This is a genomic window from Streptomyces sp. NPDC056628 (assembly GCF_042792555.1).
Lineage (GTDB): Bacteria > Actinomycetota > Actinomycetes > Streptomycetales > Streptomycetaceae > Streptomyces.
Map to the genome: position 1 here is coordinate 1 of NZ_JBHTWG010000067.1, position 14,240 is coordinate 14,240.

Genomic DNA, 14,240 nt, shown 5'->3' on the forward strand with positions numbered 1-14,240 from the left:
CGGCAGCGGGCTGATAGCCACACCCAGCACCCCTGGGCGATCCAACCCTACGAATGGCCCGATCAACCCGATCAAGAAGGTAGAGCGGGCTGACCAGCAAGATCCATCTGGCCGTCGACCGTCCGTGCCGGCCGATGGCCCTCCTTCTGACCGCCGGGCAGGCCGCCGACAGCCCCCAGTTCATCGCCGTGCTGAGCAAGGTACGGGTCCGCCTGCCCGTCGGCCGTCCGCGCACCCGGCCCGCCGCCGCGGCCGGCGACAAGGCCTATTCGTCCCGTGCCAACCGTGCCCAATTACGCAAACGCCGCATCGAGGCGGTCATTCCGGAGAAGAAGGATTAGTCCGCCAACCGCAGAAAGAAGGGCAGCCGGGGTGGCAGGCCCCTCACCCACAACGCCGATCTCTACCGCGACCGCAACACGGTCGAGCGGGCCGTCAACAGGATGAAGGACTGGCGAGGCATCGCGACCCGCTACGACAAAACGCCCGAGAGCTACCTCGCCGGACTCCATCTCCGCGCAGCGACCATCTGGATCGGCAGCCTCCATAAGCCCATTGATCACAACTGAAGACAGGCTCTAGTCGAGTTCACGCCCCACGGTTTGAATGGCTATTGGGACGGTGGCCAGCCTCGGGCGACTCCCGCCTGCCCGTGGGAGCCCGCGTGGCATCATCAGCTCTCCTCTTGGGCAGCGACCCTTTCTGCGACGCGCAGTCCCTGGAGAATCGCGACGTCCATGTTGATGTACGAGTAGGTGGCCAACCGGCCGGCCGGGTGAATGGGGTTCCGGGACTGGCCGAGGAGTCGGTGTTCCAGCTCCCGCTGCGTCCGCTGATTCTCGCCGGCAGCGTCCAGAACCGGATAGTGCTTGGCCTCCGCGCCGGGATACTCTCTCAGCACGAGGGTGCCGAGTCGGTCGTGCAGTTCGGGGAGTGCCCACTTGGTCTCAATGGACCGTGTCCACGCAAGGGCCACAGAGGGTTCGTTGACGACCATCGCACGTTGAGCGAGCGCGGTCTCCGGCAGGTACACGGGCTGCAACCGCACCCCTCTCCATTGAAGGGCACCGGGCTCACCGAGGAAGTCGTCCAGCGCGGATGTCACGATCACCGGCCGACCCGCTTGCGATACTTCCGGAAGATCCTTGAGTGTGATCCGGCATCCGAGGTGCACGACCGCTCGGCGGAGGAGTGCCTCGACGAGGTCCCCGTAACCTCGGCGGGGCCACCCCTGGTAGGTATCCCGGAAGAAGTCGTGGCAACCGTCGTTCCGAAGCTCCACACGGCCCCTGGCAACGGCTGCCGAAAGGGTGCGCGGATGTCGTCCCCACTGCTTCTCGGTGTAGCCGCGAACGCTCTCGCCGTACAACGTCGGCCCGAGCAAGGAGACGCAGTACGACTCGAAGTCGGACTCGTCCACGGCCCCAGGCCGGTCTGCCAGCTCCCGCGCGATGTCGGTGAAGTCCGGCGACGCACACAACTCGGCCCTCTGCGGCGGCCACGAGACCAGACGGCCCCGAAGCCGCGTGAGGACGCGATGTCGATATGGAACGAATTCGACCGTACCGGAAACCAAGTCCCAGACGGAGCGGTGATCGGTGTGGAAGATGTGTGCCCCATGAGGCTCGTAAGGGATGCCCCGGAACCACTCCGTACGTGCATGGCCGCCCACCACGTGGTCCTGTTCGTAGACCTCGACTGAGAACCCGCGTCGGGTCAGAAACCAGGCCGCGGCCGCGCCCGCCAGGCCAGCGCCCACGATAGTTGCCGTGCCTCCCATCGCCGGTTGTCAGCTGTTGAAGGTGTTCACCTGCACATTGCCGCCCTGGTGGTTCACCTGGAGGCCCGACGAGTTGTCGATGCTGATCGAGTACTGCCCCTGCCCGGCGCCTGTCGGATCGAGAAGCGTCATGAGGTGCTGCGCCGCCTCCACAACCGCTGGGTCGTTCAGCGCACCGCTCTCCTGCAGGGCGGCCTCGAGCATTGTGCGCCGCCTCTCTGGATCCTCGATGCAGTCGTCGATCACGGCCTCCGCCGTACGGTCCCCGTGGAGCCGTCCCGCAACCAGGCCACGCAGTCGGGCGTAGGCATCTTGCACCGCCGCACTCGCCGTGTCTTGCAGCCCTTGCGCACCCCCGGCCGCAAGCGCTCCTATCACCACTGATGCCGCTTCGATTTCCATGTGCATTACCCCCGTTGACGCGAAGGGTTTGGTCTGGCCGCCATGCTAGCGAGGCTCAGGCGGTGAGGTGCCCGGCATGGAAAGCTATCGCCGCGAGTTGCCGTGCGCTCCCGACGCGCTCTTGTGAGCCGCGCGCACCACCGATTAGCGTTGCCGTTTCCGTGCGCGCCAGACACCTGGCAGCGTGCCAACGGCTACCAAGTGTCGAAGGCTCGACGAGCATGACGTCTGGAACGAGCAGGGCCCGCCCGGATTCCTCCGACGATGACTGCACGGCATCAACCGCCGTTCCTGTCCCGCGGCTTCTTCCATCCTCGGTACCTGTCTTCGCCGCGGACAGCGCCCACGGTTCTCAGGTCAACAGCTCGGGCGGCAACACGCAGATCAACATCCACGGGATTCCTTCGCGTGCGGATCTCTGGCCCGTCGTCATCGGCCCTCTCCCTGCTCTTGCTTCGGCGTTTCAGCCACGTTCGCGGTTGCGGGACAAGCTGGCCGCCAGGCCCCTCCCGGCCCCAGGCGTGGTGCCGACGCAGGTAATGGTCGGGGGCGGCGGTGCCGGCAAGTCTCAGCTCGCAGCATCGTTCGCCTATCGGGCGCTCGATCCGCAAGGCGACAGGAGAGACCTGGTCATCTGGGCGACCGCCGTATCGCGTGAGAGCGTCCAGTTGACCTACGCGGAAGCGGCACGTCGCCTCGCCATACCAGGCACCACGGGGGACGATGTGGTGCACGACGCCCAAGTCCTGCTGGCCTGGCTGACCGGCGGGACCAGATCATGGCTGGTCGTTCTCGACGACATTGCCGATATACGCGACGTGGACGGCCTCTGGCCGCGCGGGCCTGGCGAAAGGGGCCATGTCGTCGCCACGACCCGGCGGAAGGAGCCCGCACTGAGCGGCGGGGGCAGGAGCGTAGTCGACGTGAGGACGTTTCAGCCGGAGGAATCGGTAGCCTACCTGCGTCAGCGCTTGTCTTCGTCCGGGTTCGGTCACTTGTTGGACGCCTCGGTCGATGACCTCGCCGAGGCACTGGGACACCTGCCGCTGGCGCTCTCTCACGCCGCCGCCTACCTGATCCGCAAGCAGCGCTTTACCTGCGCCGACTACCTCCAACGGTACGTCGAGGAGTCGGCGTCACTGGCAGAGCTATTGCCCGGGTGGGCGGATACCGAGGCTTACGGGCGTCCCGTCGCCGTAACCTTGACGCTTGGTTTGGAGGCAGCCGACGCCACACCTCCCGCGGGCGCCGCCCGAAAGGTGCTGCAGATGGCCGCGTTGCTCGATCCGGCGGGGCACCCGATGCGCCTGTGGGACACACGCGCGGCAGCATCACAGGCGGCAGGAGCCGACTCTTCCGCTGACGCCCTCCCGGAGCCCTCTCCGGAGGACGTCTGGGAGACTTGCCTTGCGCTGCACTCCTACGGCCTGCTGCACATCGACTCGGCCGGTGGTCCTCGCGCCGTGGGCGTCCACGCGGTGACAGCCCGCGCGGTGCGGGAGTCCGCGGATCCGGACGATCTCGGACAGGCGGCGCGGGCGGCGGCGGACGGGCTCACGGAGATCTGGCCAGCCCACACCTACGTCGATGCCGACCTGGTGGCGGTACTGCGAGCCAATGCCGAGGCGCTGTCGCGGGCCGCAGGGGATCAACTGTGGACGTCGAACCGGTTTGGGCTGCTATATCGCGCGGGTGACAGCCTGTTCGACGCCGGCTTGCAAGCGGCGGCGATCGGCTACTGGACAAAAATGGCCGAAGCGGCCTCGCGCTTCCTCGGTCCCGGCCGCCCCGAGGTGCTGGCAGCTCGCGGCAGAATCGGTCGGGCCCAGGGGCACGCCGGAGATCCCGCGGCCGCTGTGCGCACACTGCGGCAGGTGGCGGCGGAACAGTCCCGGCTGCTCGGCCCGGAACACCCCAGTACTTTGGCGACCCTGCAGGATCTGGCCCGATGGCGAGGCCACGCCGGCGATGCGGGTGGAGCGCTGGCTGCGACGCAGGGGGTACTCGCCACCCGGCAGAGGGTGCTGGGCCTCCTGCATCCCGACACCCTGGCGAGCCGGGCCACGCTCGCCCGCTGGCGAGGTGAGACAGGTGACGCCGCCGCCGCGGCGAAAGGTCTCGAAGAGGTCTTCGAACACATGCTCGGCACGCTTGGCGCAGATCACCCCGCCACCCTCAAGACTCGCAACAACCTTGGTTACTGGCGCGGGGAAGCCGGCGACGCGGCCGGGGCCGCCCGAGCGCTAGAAGCACTGCTCGAAGATCGCCTCAGGGTCCTCGGTCCGGACCATCCCGACACGCTCAACACGCGCAACAACGTGGCCTACTGGCGCGGAGAAGCCGGCGACAGTACGGGCGCGGCACGCGCCCTCGAACAGCTGCTGGTCGACCGGACGCGGATACTGGGCGCCGACCACCCCCACACCCTCGCCACCCGCAGCAACCTCGCGTATTGGCGGGGCAAGGCCGGGGATGCCAACGGCGCCGTCGAGGCGTTCAGGGACCTGCTACGCGACCGGATTAAAGTTCTGGGGCCCGATCACCCGGACGTACTCGACACCCGAGCGAATCTGGCCCGATGGAGTGGCGAGGCTCACGGACCAACCGATGCCCCTGCCGCGTTCAAAGCGCTACTCGTCGACCGGCTGAGGGTCCTCGGTCCGGACCATCCGGACACCCTCACCACGAGGCACGAGGTCGCTCGGTGGAGCGGGCATGCGGGAGATCCCGAGACCGCGGTGCGGGGCCTCGAAGACGTGCTGCCCGACCGACTCCGCATCCTCGGCACCGAGCACCCCGACACGCTGGCCACCCGGCACGAACTCGCCCGGTGGCAGGCAGAGGCGGGTGACCTGGAGGCAGCCCTGACGGGATTGGCGGCCGTGCTCGCGGACCGGCTGCGTGTACTGGGCACCGAGCATCCGCACACGCTCGTCAGCTACGCCGAGCTGGGCCGGTGGCGGGCGGCGGCGGGCGATGTCGCGGGGGCGGCCTCCGCTCTGCGGAGCGCGGTGGATGGCCGGTTGAGAATTCTGGGTGAGACCCATCCGGAGACCCAGGCGACTCGGGCTGCACTGGACCGACTGCGCCAAGGCGGGGATCGTGCCTAGGTGAGCTGCGTGAGCAGCTTGTCGAACAATGAGACGCCGCAGAGGTACAGGGCCGTCGTCTCCTCCTGCGCCGAAGCATGATGGGGCAGCATGGCGGTGAAATGCAACGCGGCGTAGTACAAGGACTGGAGATACCGCCGCTCGTCGCAGCTCGGCGTCAGCAGCACCGCGACGCTGGAGTAACCTGGCACCATCTCCGGAACAAACTCGTACGCTGTCGCGCCCGTCCGGCGCAGCACATACCGCCCGGCCATGACCGCCCCGTACCCGCCCTCAACCGACTGGATGAGTTTTCCGTAGTCGTAGGTGATCGGTAGTAGGGGTCCGCCTCGGGGGTCGACCACCTCGCTACACCCTTCATGAACGAGGATGTTTCCGCAGTGCAGATCGCCAAACGTCATACCGACCCGATCGGGCGTCAGGTAGGACACTAGGCGTGAATCACCGAAGACGCGGTTCAGGCACCATGACGCGCCGGGCAGCCCGACTCCATTGATCGTGACGACATCCACATCCATCAGCCTGCGCAGGTAGGGAAACTTCCCGGCCTGCGAGCGGCGCAGCGCAAGACGCCGCTCGGTCAGCCGGTGTACGTGGTCTTGGCCGACGTAGCACTGTGTGCGGTGAAACAACTCCATGTCGCTGTCCATGGCGCTCGCGACATGGCGTCCAAGCTGACCAGTCGATTCACCGGCGAGTGCAAGGTCGTCCACGGTGGAGCCGTCGCCGAAGCGCTGCAGCAGAAGGAACGAAAAGCTGGCTCCGGAATGGCCGGTGACGAACAGGCGTCTAGGCAAGCCCTTTTGCGCCGCATTCCGGTACCACCGGATCTCGTCCCGTAGCGTGGGTGCATGCCCGAACTCCACCTTCGCAACGTACGTCTCGCCATCGGCACGGACGTAGTACAGCGTGGACGGTGTGTTGTGTGACCGCAACACTGACACGAGCCGGTCGCCTAGCATCCCAATCAGGGCAGACTCCCCTCCAGAGAAGGGGCGCTCCGCCTGCTCCCGCAGCCTCGCGGACACAGCGGACAGTTCTCTGCGAGAGCGAAGCATGACGGACACCCCGTTTTCCCCGTGGGCCACCGGCCCGTCTGCTGAGCGCTGCGGGCACTCGTGGCCCTAACGTCCGGCGCCCCGTACAAGGTCAACCAGATCGAAGCGGCTCCGGGACGCTGATAGTCGCTCCGCCAGATCAGCGGCTGCGGCCCGGTGGCTGGGCTCATCCAGAATCCGCTGCACACAGCGCGAGAGCCCTTGCGCAGAGATGGGCAGGGACCAGTGCCCGGCTAGAGGTGTAGACGGATGGACGCGGTCGTCGACCCGCCATTCGAGTGGACGGCGGTACGCGGGGTACAGCATCCCCGCGCCGTGCTCTTCGGCCCGTACCGCCCACGCGGCCTCCGATGACGTCCAGGGCAGACACAGCACCGGAACTGACCGCTCCAGCGCGTGCACCAAAGTGGTACCCCCATGCGTGATCACCAGGTCCGCGTCGTCCAGCAGATCCAGATACCGTTGCGCCGGCACCATGCCCAGGAATGTCTCGCCGGTACGGAAGTAGCGGGCGTACCGCGCACCCCCCATCACGGCGAACTCCAGGTTGCGCTCGGCCCTCACCAGTTCCGCGAGAGCCCGTGGGTAGGCGGATTCGGGCCGGTTGTTCCCCTCCGCTAGGTAGGAGACTACGAGCGGTCTGCGACGGGGTCGGTGTTGGGGTGGCGCCGGCGGCGTCATGACGGGACCGACATACACGTCGTTTGTACGCTGCTGCACCGGGTCCAGTTCGGGACAGCTCGGTATGAGATTGAGGTCTCCCTCGAACGTCTCCCGTTCGTCCGTGTACGGCGTGAGGTTCCACTGCGCACGCGTGTGGTTGAAACTTCGCAGGCACTCCGGAAGCGGGCGGTCAGCGAGTTCATGTATCTTCCACGCGCCGAGCGTGGGCCCAGAGCGTAGACCGTGAGCCATGGCAAGGGAGACTACCGGCACGCCAGCCGCCTCGGCTGCGATCCGGAGGGTGTCGTGGTAGTCATTGACGACCACGTGGGGTCGGAACGCGCGGAGGACCTCAAGCACTCGAGCGGTGTTTGCCGTTACGAACTCTTGGTTGTTGAAGCCCAGCGCAAGGCGCCGCTGTGCGTGCCGGAAGGCATGCGAGTATTGCGGTAGCCGCTTGGCCGGGAGCTGGCTCTCCGGCCGGGTGTCGACCTTGGCGATCTCCGCCTCGGGAGTGAGCGTGCGTACCCGGGGAGCCTTCGCGCTGCTCGAGATGATCAGACAACGGTCGCCGCGCTCTCGCAGGAGCGTGACCAGATGGGCCACCCGCGCGAGATGACCTTCCCCACCGTCCCAGAAGGACAGCAATATTCGCAAGGCTCATTCCCCCTTCTGACGGTCGCCGGCTGACCACTCACAGAGTTCTGCCCGGATGTTACTGAGCCTCTTCGAGGTGGTCACCGATCAGGTGACGGTCCGCGAGCCGAAACGAGCGAGGCCCCTGGCTGTTGATCGAGATGTCTGAGTTGATCATCTATCCTGCCGCACTCGACCTGCCCCATGCGCTCGTGGAGTGGGTCACCATGCTTCTCGTCACCCGTGAGGGCGACTGGCATTGCAAGCTCCGCCCGTCCCAGCGCGCGATGGTGGCACTGGGGTACCTGCGTGAACACGTCAACCTGGCGGAGATCGCTACCGGGTCACCAGCGCAGTCATCCACCTGCTCGCTGAACGCGCGCCGGGCCTGCTGAGGTCCTGCGCAAGACCGATGCGGACTTCGTCCTGCTGGACGGCACCCTCGCCGAGTGCGACCGGGTCGGCGACTCACGCGCGGACTACTCCCACAAGCACCGCCGGCACCGGGTGAACGTGCAGGTGGTCACCGATCCGGACGGCCGGCTGATTTGGCTCTTGCCCGCGTTTCCCGGCCGTGCCCACGACCTGACCGCCACCCGCACCCACCGGATCATCCGCACCGGTCGAGCGAGGCGTCGCCCGCCTGAAGTCCTGGCGCATCTTCCGCAGACCCCATTGCAGTCCAAACCGCATGACGTCAATCGCCAAAGCCGTCCTCACCCTGGAGCGGCAACGCTGAAGAAGCTCAGTGCCTGGGCGAGGAAGTCCTCGCCCAGGCGTGCCGCGATGGACAGGCGCGTCATCGCGTCAGGGCTCCCGGTCCGTCAGTCGTTGCCGTCGCTCTTGCCGGTGCCGCCGCCGTCGCTCGGGATGGCGTTGCGGCCCCGGGCGGCGACGATCGACCGCCGGGAGCGGACCAGGCCGACCTGGTTCGGGCCGCGGCTCGCCCGGACGCGCGACGCGCACCGCATCCCCGCCGAGGACACCGCACAGAACTTCTCCTTCAGTCCCGCCGCCAGCCTCCGCATCCAGCAGACGGTCAAGGACTCACCCTCCGTCGCCCCGCAACTGAGGCGCTCCCGGACCCCCACGATGTTGATGATCGCCGAGTGCTCCTCCCAGGTCCGTCAATGGGAGACCACCGTCCTTTCCAATGACCCCGCCATCCAGCGCACGCAGTACATGCCCGGAGTCGGACATCACATGTGGAACGGCCTGGACGACAACAACGATCGAGCCGCAGGCGTCATCACTGCGTTCCTTCAGAAGCTGTTGTCTTTCCGGAGGTGATCGACGCGTTTCCGCTGGTCGGGGATAGGAGCGGTGGTTCCGTGGGAGTGGTGGCCTGTCGGGTCGTCGTTCCCCGGGAGGTCGCGGATGCCATCGGTTGTTGGGCTGCTGGAACAGCACGAGCTCGCCGCTCGGCGTCGAGTCGACGGGCTGCGGGAGGAGGCCGACCGCATCCAGGCCGAGCTTGCTGCGGCCGAGCTGGAATGGCAGGAGTGGGCGATCGCGCGCAGGCGGGTCGATACGGTGTTGGCTCCGGACGACGGCGCCACCGCCGAGGCGGAGGCCACCCCGGCTCCGCGGGATGCGGAGGTGCAGTCGGCGCTCCGGGACGCGGCGAAGCCGAGGTCACAGGTGCCGGTGTGGCGCCAGGGGCTGGCCTGGTCGGTGCTGTCGGTGGACTACCAGCGCATCCTCACGGCGCTCGCGGACCGGAACCGGCTCCATCAAGGGGCACTGACCTGCCAGGAGATGGCCGCCATGTTTGGCATGGACGTGGTGCCGGCGCGGGTGGAGGCACTGCGGTCGAAAGCGAAACGCCTGGTGGCCCGCGGCTGGCTGGCCGAGCAGCAGCCGGGCCGGTTCACCCTCGCGGCAGGCGTGAGCGGGCCAGGACGGGTCATGAGCAGGGTCATCGACCAGTAGACCATCGCCTCCGCGCTGGTGGTGCGCCGCTCGAAGTCTCGGACCAGGCGGCGGCTTCGCATCAGGTGGGCGAAGAGGCGCTCGACGATCCACCGCTTGGGCAGCACCACGAAGCCACGCATGTCGTCGCTGCGTTTGACGATCGCCAGGACCAGGGCGAACGTGGCCAGGCAGTACTCGACGAGGCTGCCGGTGTAGCCGCCGTCGGCCCAGACCAGTTCCAGCCGGTGGTGCACGTCGGCGACCTGCCCGAGCAGGACCTGGGCGGCGATGCGGTCGCCGGTGTCCGCGGCGGTGACCATCACGCCCAGCAGCAGGCCGAGGGTGTCGACCACGACGTGCCGCTTGCGTCCGTTGATGAGCTTGCCGCCGTCGAAGCCCCGGCTGTCCCCGCCGACGACGGCGTCCGCCTTGACGGACTGCGAGTCGATCACCCCGGCCGTCGGCTGCGCGTCCCGCCCCAGCTCCTCGCGGACTCGCGCACGCAACCGGTCGTGGAACTCCTTGACCAGGGCTTTGTCGCGCCAGCGGCGGAAGAATGCGTAGACGCGGTCCCACGGCGGGAAGTCGACGGGCATCGCCCGCCACTTGATCCCGTTGTCCACGAGATACCGGATCGCATCGAGCATCACCCGGTGGCAATACACCTCCGGCCGGCCGCCCCGGCCGCGCATCCAGCCCGGTACCGGAAGCAGCGGCAGGACCCGGGCCCACTCCGCGTCCGTCATGTCCGTCGGATACCGCCGCTCACGCATCGGGTTGTCGGCGGCGTTTCCGAACCGGTGAGCCAGGCAGTCACACTCCCAGGTGACCGCGCTGGACTGCCCGGCCATCGGCACGCAAGACTGCTGCACCAGGGCCTCCTGCTGCTCGGTGATTCGACACCAACGAGCTGTTCAGGAGGCCCTGTTCATATGCGCCCCGCGACCACCCGATCGGGACTCCCGTTCGACGCGCATCTCTCAAGATCGAAAAGACAACAGCTTCTCAGGACAAGCCAGCGCCCCTGCCGAACTACCCGACCCGCGACGAGATCCCTACCTTCCTGCGCGACCACAAATGAAGACGTTGCAGCCCGTCATCGGCAACGGCGGGCGAAACCGCGAAGCCGCCTGGGCCCTGCACGAAGTACAGCCAAGGACGAGCTCGTAGTCCGGAAAAGGGCAGCCGGGCTCACCGAACTCCTGGCCCGCGAAGTCCGTGCCCGCGGCCGCCAGGTCGACGTCGAACACCTCCAGGTCCACCTCCCGTGCGTCCTCAAGGCGGCCGACACCAGCACCGGAGCGAGCGCATGACGACCACCGGCCTGTACGACCTCGTGACCAGCGAGGGCCACGACGGCACCATGCCCCCCGCCGAACAGCTCTGGACACCCGGCGAAGACGCGGTTGAGAACGGCTTCATCGTCCATCGCGGCACGCACGTCACCGGCATCGACGACCCCACCGACGACCACCTCTACCCGGTCGGCTTCCATGTTCCTTGGTAAGTCAGCGTGTTGAGGGAGACGCTTCTGCGGGCCCTGTGAGAATTGATCGAAGGTCGATGGGCGCTCTGCCGCCCGCTTTCGATGTCCGCTACTGACGTTGTCGCCGTAATGTCGTCAGGGTGAGGTCGGTTTCGGTAGGGCATCCGTTGATGAGGTTGCTGCGGTACTGGATCTGGCGGAGACCGTGTCGGAGCGTGCGGATGAGGTGGTCGGGGTCGGCGAAGGCGGTGTTTGTCTGGCTGCTGCGCCGCAGTAGGGACCAGATGCCCTCGACGGGGTTGAGGGCGGGTGCGTAGGCGGGCAGGATGTAGCGGGTGATCCAGTCGTGGGTGTCGATGAATTCCCGTAATCGGCGGCCTTTGTGGACGTTGAGGTTGTCCCACACGAGCACGATGGGTGCGCCGAGTTGATGGTGTGCGGTGATGAGGAGGTCGCGGTAGTCGGTCCAGGTGAAGCTGCGTCTGCCGCCCCGCTTGTGATCGAGATGCCGCTTGGGCCGGTAGATCAACTGTCGAAGACGATCCGGTCGTTGATCCGCCTGCGATGGCAGCCCAGCGGATGGTTCGGGTGGTAGCACGGCCGCTCGGGCAGCAGCACGGTGAACTGGTTCCACAGCGGTTCGGTCAGCCATCGTGGCAAAGCGGCGCAGTTGTCCCTCGGCGATCTGATGGTTGGTGTGGGATGAACTGGGGTGTTCACGAGTGGGGCTGACGTGCGGCGACAAGAGACTCCGAAGATCGTTCCCCGTGTGGGTAGGGACCGTTCCCCGAGGACATGGATCGGTTCCCGTTCTCAGTCGTGGCGGTGATACGCCTTGTTGGCGATGCGCCAGCTGCCGTCGGCGAGGACCAGCAGGAAGATGTCGGTGAACGTGTCTGCCCCGTGCGAGAGCGTCATGGTGGCGGTCGCGACGGTCGCGTGGACATCGATGGCGTCGATGCGGCGGGTGCGGGTCGGTTCGTCCGGGGCCGGCCGGCCCTGGAAGAGGGCGCAGTACTCATCCAGGCGCCAGGAGACGAATGCGCCGTCTCGGATCCCTTCGATGTGGCCGGTGGGAAGGAACGCGTCGCGGAAGTGGGAGGGGTCGCCGGTGGCGTGTCCGCGGATGTAGGCGCGAAGCGGTTCGAGTACGGCGTCCTCCACGGCGGGGACCGTGGCGGCAACAGCGATATCGGCCTCAAGGGCAGTAGGGGTGTCGGCCAGGCCAGCCGCGCTGCGCAAGGGGGTATCCGACGCGGTGGCCAGCAGAGCCATGTCCTTGGCCAGCGCACCGATCGTGAATTCGGCCGTGGCAGCGGTTGGCTCACCGAGGAGGAAGGGGCGCTTGCGGGCCACGAGCCCGCCGAGCTGGCCGAGTTCGAGGACGTCCAGCGTTTGGGTACGGGGCAGGCCGAGGGCGTCGGCCTGCCGCAGTGAGTCGCGCAGCGCGAGGATGGCTCCGGCGAGGCTGTTGTTGGCGATCAGTTTGAGCGCGGCGGCGGTGGAGGCGTCGTCCACGTGCCGGACGGTGCCCAGCGTTTCCAGAACCGGTCGAACTCGGTCAAGTGCCTCCTGGTCGGCGGCGGCGATGATCTGCAGGGCGCCGGCCGCAGCAGCCGACACCGAGCCGAGAAGAGGCGCGTGGACGTAGGACGGGCCAAGTCGCCGGGCCAGCCTCGCTGCTTCGGCGGGGGCGATGGTGCTGGTGTTGAGCACGATCGCGTCCGTTCGCAGCGAGTCACGGACGTCGTCGAGGACCTTCTGGCAGGCCGGGCCGTCGAACTGTGCCAGGAGGACAAGGTCCGCCTGGGCCACGGCCTCGTTCGGGTCGCCGGTCATCTTCACAGTGCCTGACGCGCGCCCTGAGCGTGTCCAGCCGACGACGTCCCAGCCCTGGGCAGCCAGTCGTGTCGCGATCGCGCCACCCATGCGCCCCAGATGGAGGACGGCAGTCGTGTGTGGTGTGGTCATGCGCGCCACAGTGGTGCACCTCGATAGATGCGACAAGCGCAGATTTCGCAAGCCTGCCCCGCGGAGTCCGCATACCGACTGCCACACTGCCGTCGTGGACTTGACTGTGTGGCGGGCTTTCGTGACCGTGTGCCGGGTCGGATCGCTGTCAGCGGCGGCAGCCGAGCTGAATCACACACAATCGGCCGTCTCCCGGCAGATCGCCGGGCTGGAGCGGCAGCTCGGCGTGCCTCTGGTGGAGCGCCATGCGCGTGGTGTGCGTCCGACGCCGGCCGGTGAGGTATTCCGGCGCCATGCCCTCGCCACGCTCAAGGAGGCCGACCGCGCCGTTCGCGCGGTACGAGATGTTCGTAACGGGGTGTGTGATCGGCCCCTGGCCATCGGAGCAACGCCGTCTCTCGCCGCGGGGATCGTTCCTGAGGCTCTCCGGGGCCTGCTGAGGCAGGCCGGACCGGTTCGGTGGAGCCTGCTCCCCGGCCTGAGCGCACAGTTGCACGACCGCGTGATCGCAGGCGATCTCGACATCGCCGTCGTCACAGACGCTCCGCCGGGGCTGGCCGCCGACCCGCGGGTCGACCGGCGGTTCCTCGGGCTGGACGAGATGGTCGTCGTACTGCCCGCCAGCCATTCGCTGGCCGGGTGCGGACCGGTGCGCATCCAGGCGCTGGCCGACGAGACCTGGGTCGAGGACAACGACGGCTCTGCGGCGCTCCTGCGCCAGCACGCCGCCCGTGCGGGAGTCAGCGCCCGCATCGACCTCACCGCGGCCGATCTGCCCGGCAAGCTGGCCCTGGTCGCTACCGGTCATGCCATCGCGCTGATACCCGGGGTGATGACGTGCGCGCTGCGGGCCGACGTCACCACCACGCCCCTCGTCGGGCCCCCCACGCGTGGGATTTACGCGGTCACGCCACGCCGCGACCCCCACCCCTGCGCAGTACCTCTGCTGGACCAGCTCGCCACAGCTTTCGCTTCGGTCCATCCAGCCCAAGTTGATTACCAGCCGACCGAATCGGACGCCCATGACGCTGCGCCCGGCACTTCACGACGGCACCAGTGAAACGCCCCACGACAGACCCGAAGCCGGTAGCAGCGGCCGGAGCCACGAGCCTATTTGCGCGGCCTCTAAGAGGCCATCTCATTTGGTGAGCCTGCGGTAGCAGATGAGGGTGCAGGCGATGCTGGTGAAGGCGAGGAAGTGCTCGGCTTTGCGCTCGTAG

At 67.5% G+C, this 14,240-nt stretch carries 11 protein-coding genes and 4 pseudogenes; 6 read left to right on the forward strand and 9 right to left on the reverse strand.

Annotated features, from left to right (window positions below):
* Positions 1-86 precede the first annotated feature (86 nt).
* A pseudogene (locus ACFRAC_RS35875) lies at positions 87-569 on the forward strand (IS5 family transposase); the annotation flags it as partial.
* Between the two features lie 104 nt (positions 570-673).
* Here the strand turns inward: ACFRAC_RS35875 and ACFRAC_RS35880 are convergent.
* Both ACFRAC_RS35880 and ACFRAC_RS35885 read right to left on the reverse strand, forming a co-directional pair.
* Positions 674-1,759 carry a UDP-galactopyranose mutase gene (locus tag ACFRAC_RS35880; protein ID WP_382939259.1) on the reverse strand — a complete coding sequence of 362 codons (1,086 nt, stop codon included), beginning with the start codon at positions 1,757-1,759 and terminating at the stop codon, positions 674-676.
* Positions 1,760-1,789: 30 nt separating this feature from the next.
* Positions 1,790-2,182 carry a hypothetical protein gene (locus ACFRAC_RS35885; protein ID WP_382939263.1) on the reverse strand — a complete coding sequence of 131 codons (393 nt, stop codon included), beginning with the start codon at positions 2,180-2,182 and terminating at the stop codon, positions 1,790-1,792.
* Positions 2,183-2,343: 161 nt separating this feature from the next.
* On the opposite strand from ACFRAC_RS35885, the gene ACFRAC_RS35890 reads away from it, so the two are divergent.
* Positions 2,344-5,292, forward strand: coding sequence for a tetratricopeptide repeat protein (locus tag ACFRAC_RS35890; protein ID WP_382939268.1), 2,949 nt, complete (start codon positions 2,344-2,346; stop codon positions 5,290-5,292).
* On the opposite strand, the gene ACFRAC_RS35895 is transcribed toward ACFRAC_RS35890, so the two are convergent.
* Both ACFRAC_RS35895 and ACFRAC_RS35900 read right to left on the reverse strand, forming a co-directional pair.
* The gene (locus ACFRAC_RS35895; protein ID WP_382939294.1) at positions 5,289-6,350 is read right to left on the reverse strand and encodes a phosphotransferase; all 1,062 of its coding nucleotides are present in this window, start codon (positions 6,348-6,350) and stop codon (positions 5,289-5,291) included. The two genes, ACFRAC_RS35890 and ACFRAC_RS35895, sit on opposite strands and share 4 nt — an antisense overlap.
* 66 nt (positions 6,351-6,416) lie before the next feature.
* A complete protein-coding gene (locus ACFRAC_RS35900; RefSeq protein ID WP_382939271.1) occupies positions 6,417-7,619 on the reverse strand; it encodes a hypothetical protein in 1,203 nt (400 codons plus the stop codon).
* A gap of 200 nt (positions 7,620-7,819) precedes the next feature.
* Between ACFRAC_RS35900 and ACFRAC_RS35905 the strand changes: the two are divergent.
* Positions 7,820-8,388, forward strand: a pseudogene (locus ACFRAC_RS35905) (transposase family protein).
* Positions 8,389-8,473: 85 nt separating this feature from the next.
* Here the strand turns inward: ACFRAC_RS35905 and ACFRAC_RS35910 are convergent.
* Complete coding sequence (locus ACFRAC_RS35910) at positions 8,474-8,677, reverse strand: hypothetical protein (protein WP_382939274.1); 204 nt, start codon at positions 8,675-8,677, stop codon at positions 8,474-8,476.
* A 349-nt stretch (positions 8,678-9,026) separates the two neighbouring features.
* On the opposite strand from ACFRAC_RS35910, the gene ACFRAC_RS35915 reads away from it, so the two are divergent.
* Positions 9,027-9,581 (forward strand): hypothetical protein, encoded by a 555-nt coding sequence (locus tag ACFRAC_RS35915; protein ID WP_382939278.1) that lies wholly within the window; start codon positions 9,027-9,029, stop codon positions 9,579-9,581.
* Here the strand turns inward: ACFRAC_RS35915 and ACFRAC_RS35920 are convergent.
* A pseudogene (locus ACFRAC_RS35920) lies at positions 9,569-10,414 on the reverse strand (IS5 family transposase); the annotation flags it as partial. The gene ACFRAC_RS35915 and the pseudogene ACFRAC_RS35920 overlap by 13 nt on opposite strands.
* A gap of 458 nt (positions 10,415-10,872) precedes the next feature.
* Between ACFRAC_RS35920 and ACFRAC_RS35925 the strand changes: the two are divergent.
* Positions 10,873-11,070 (forward strand): hypothetical protein, encoded by a 198-nt coding sequence (locus tag ACFRAC_RS35925; protein ID WP_382939281.1) that lies wholly within the window; start codon positions 10,873-10,875, stop codon positions 11,068-11,070.
* 88 nt (positions 11,071-11,158) lie between these two features.
* On the opposite strand, the gene ACFRAC_RS35930 is transcribed toward ACFRAC_RS35925, so the two are convergent.
* From ACFRAC_RS35930 to ACFRAC_RS35940, 3 genes and pseudogenes are all read right to left on the reverse strand, one after another.
* A complete protein-coding gene (locus tag ACFRAC_RS35930; protein ID WP_382939283.1) occupies positions 11,159-11,647 on the reverse strand; it encodes a transposase in 489 nt (162 codons plus the stop codon).
* Positions 11,581-11,739, reverse strand: a pseudogene (locus ACFRAC_RS35935) (IS5/IS1182 family transposase); the annotation flags it as partial. The gene ACFRAC_RS35930 and the pseudogene ACFRAC_RS35935, both read right to left, overlap by 67 nt.
* Positions 11,740-11,862: 123 nt before the next feature.
* Positions 11,863-13,020 carry a nuclear transport factor 2 family protein gene (locus ACFRAC_RS35940; protein ID WP_382939286.1) on the reverse strand — a complete coding sequence of 386 codons (1,158 nt, stop codon included), beginning with the start codon at positions 13,018-13,020 and terminating at the stop codon, positions 11,863-11,865.
* Between the two features lie 94 nt (positions 13,021-13,114).
* On the opposite strand from ACFRAC_RS35940, the gene ACFRAC_RS35945 reads away from it, so the two are divergent.
* Entirely contained in the window at positions 13,115-14,080 is a 966-nt protein-coding gene (locus ACFRAC_RS35945) for a LysR family transcriptional regulator (protein WP_382939290.1), read from the forward strand.
* Positions 14,081-14,240: the final 160 nt, after the last annotated feature.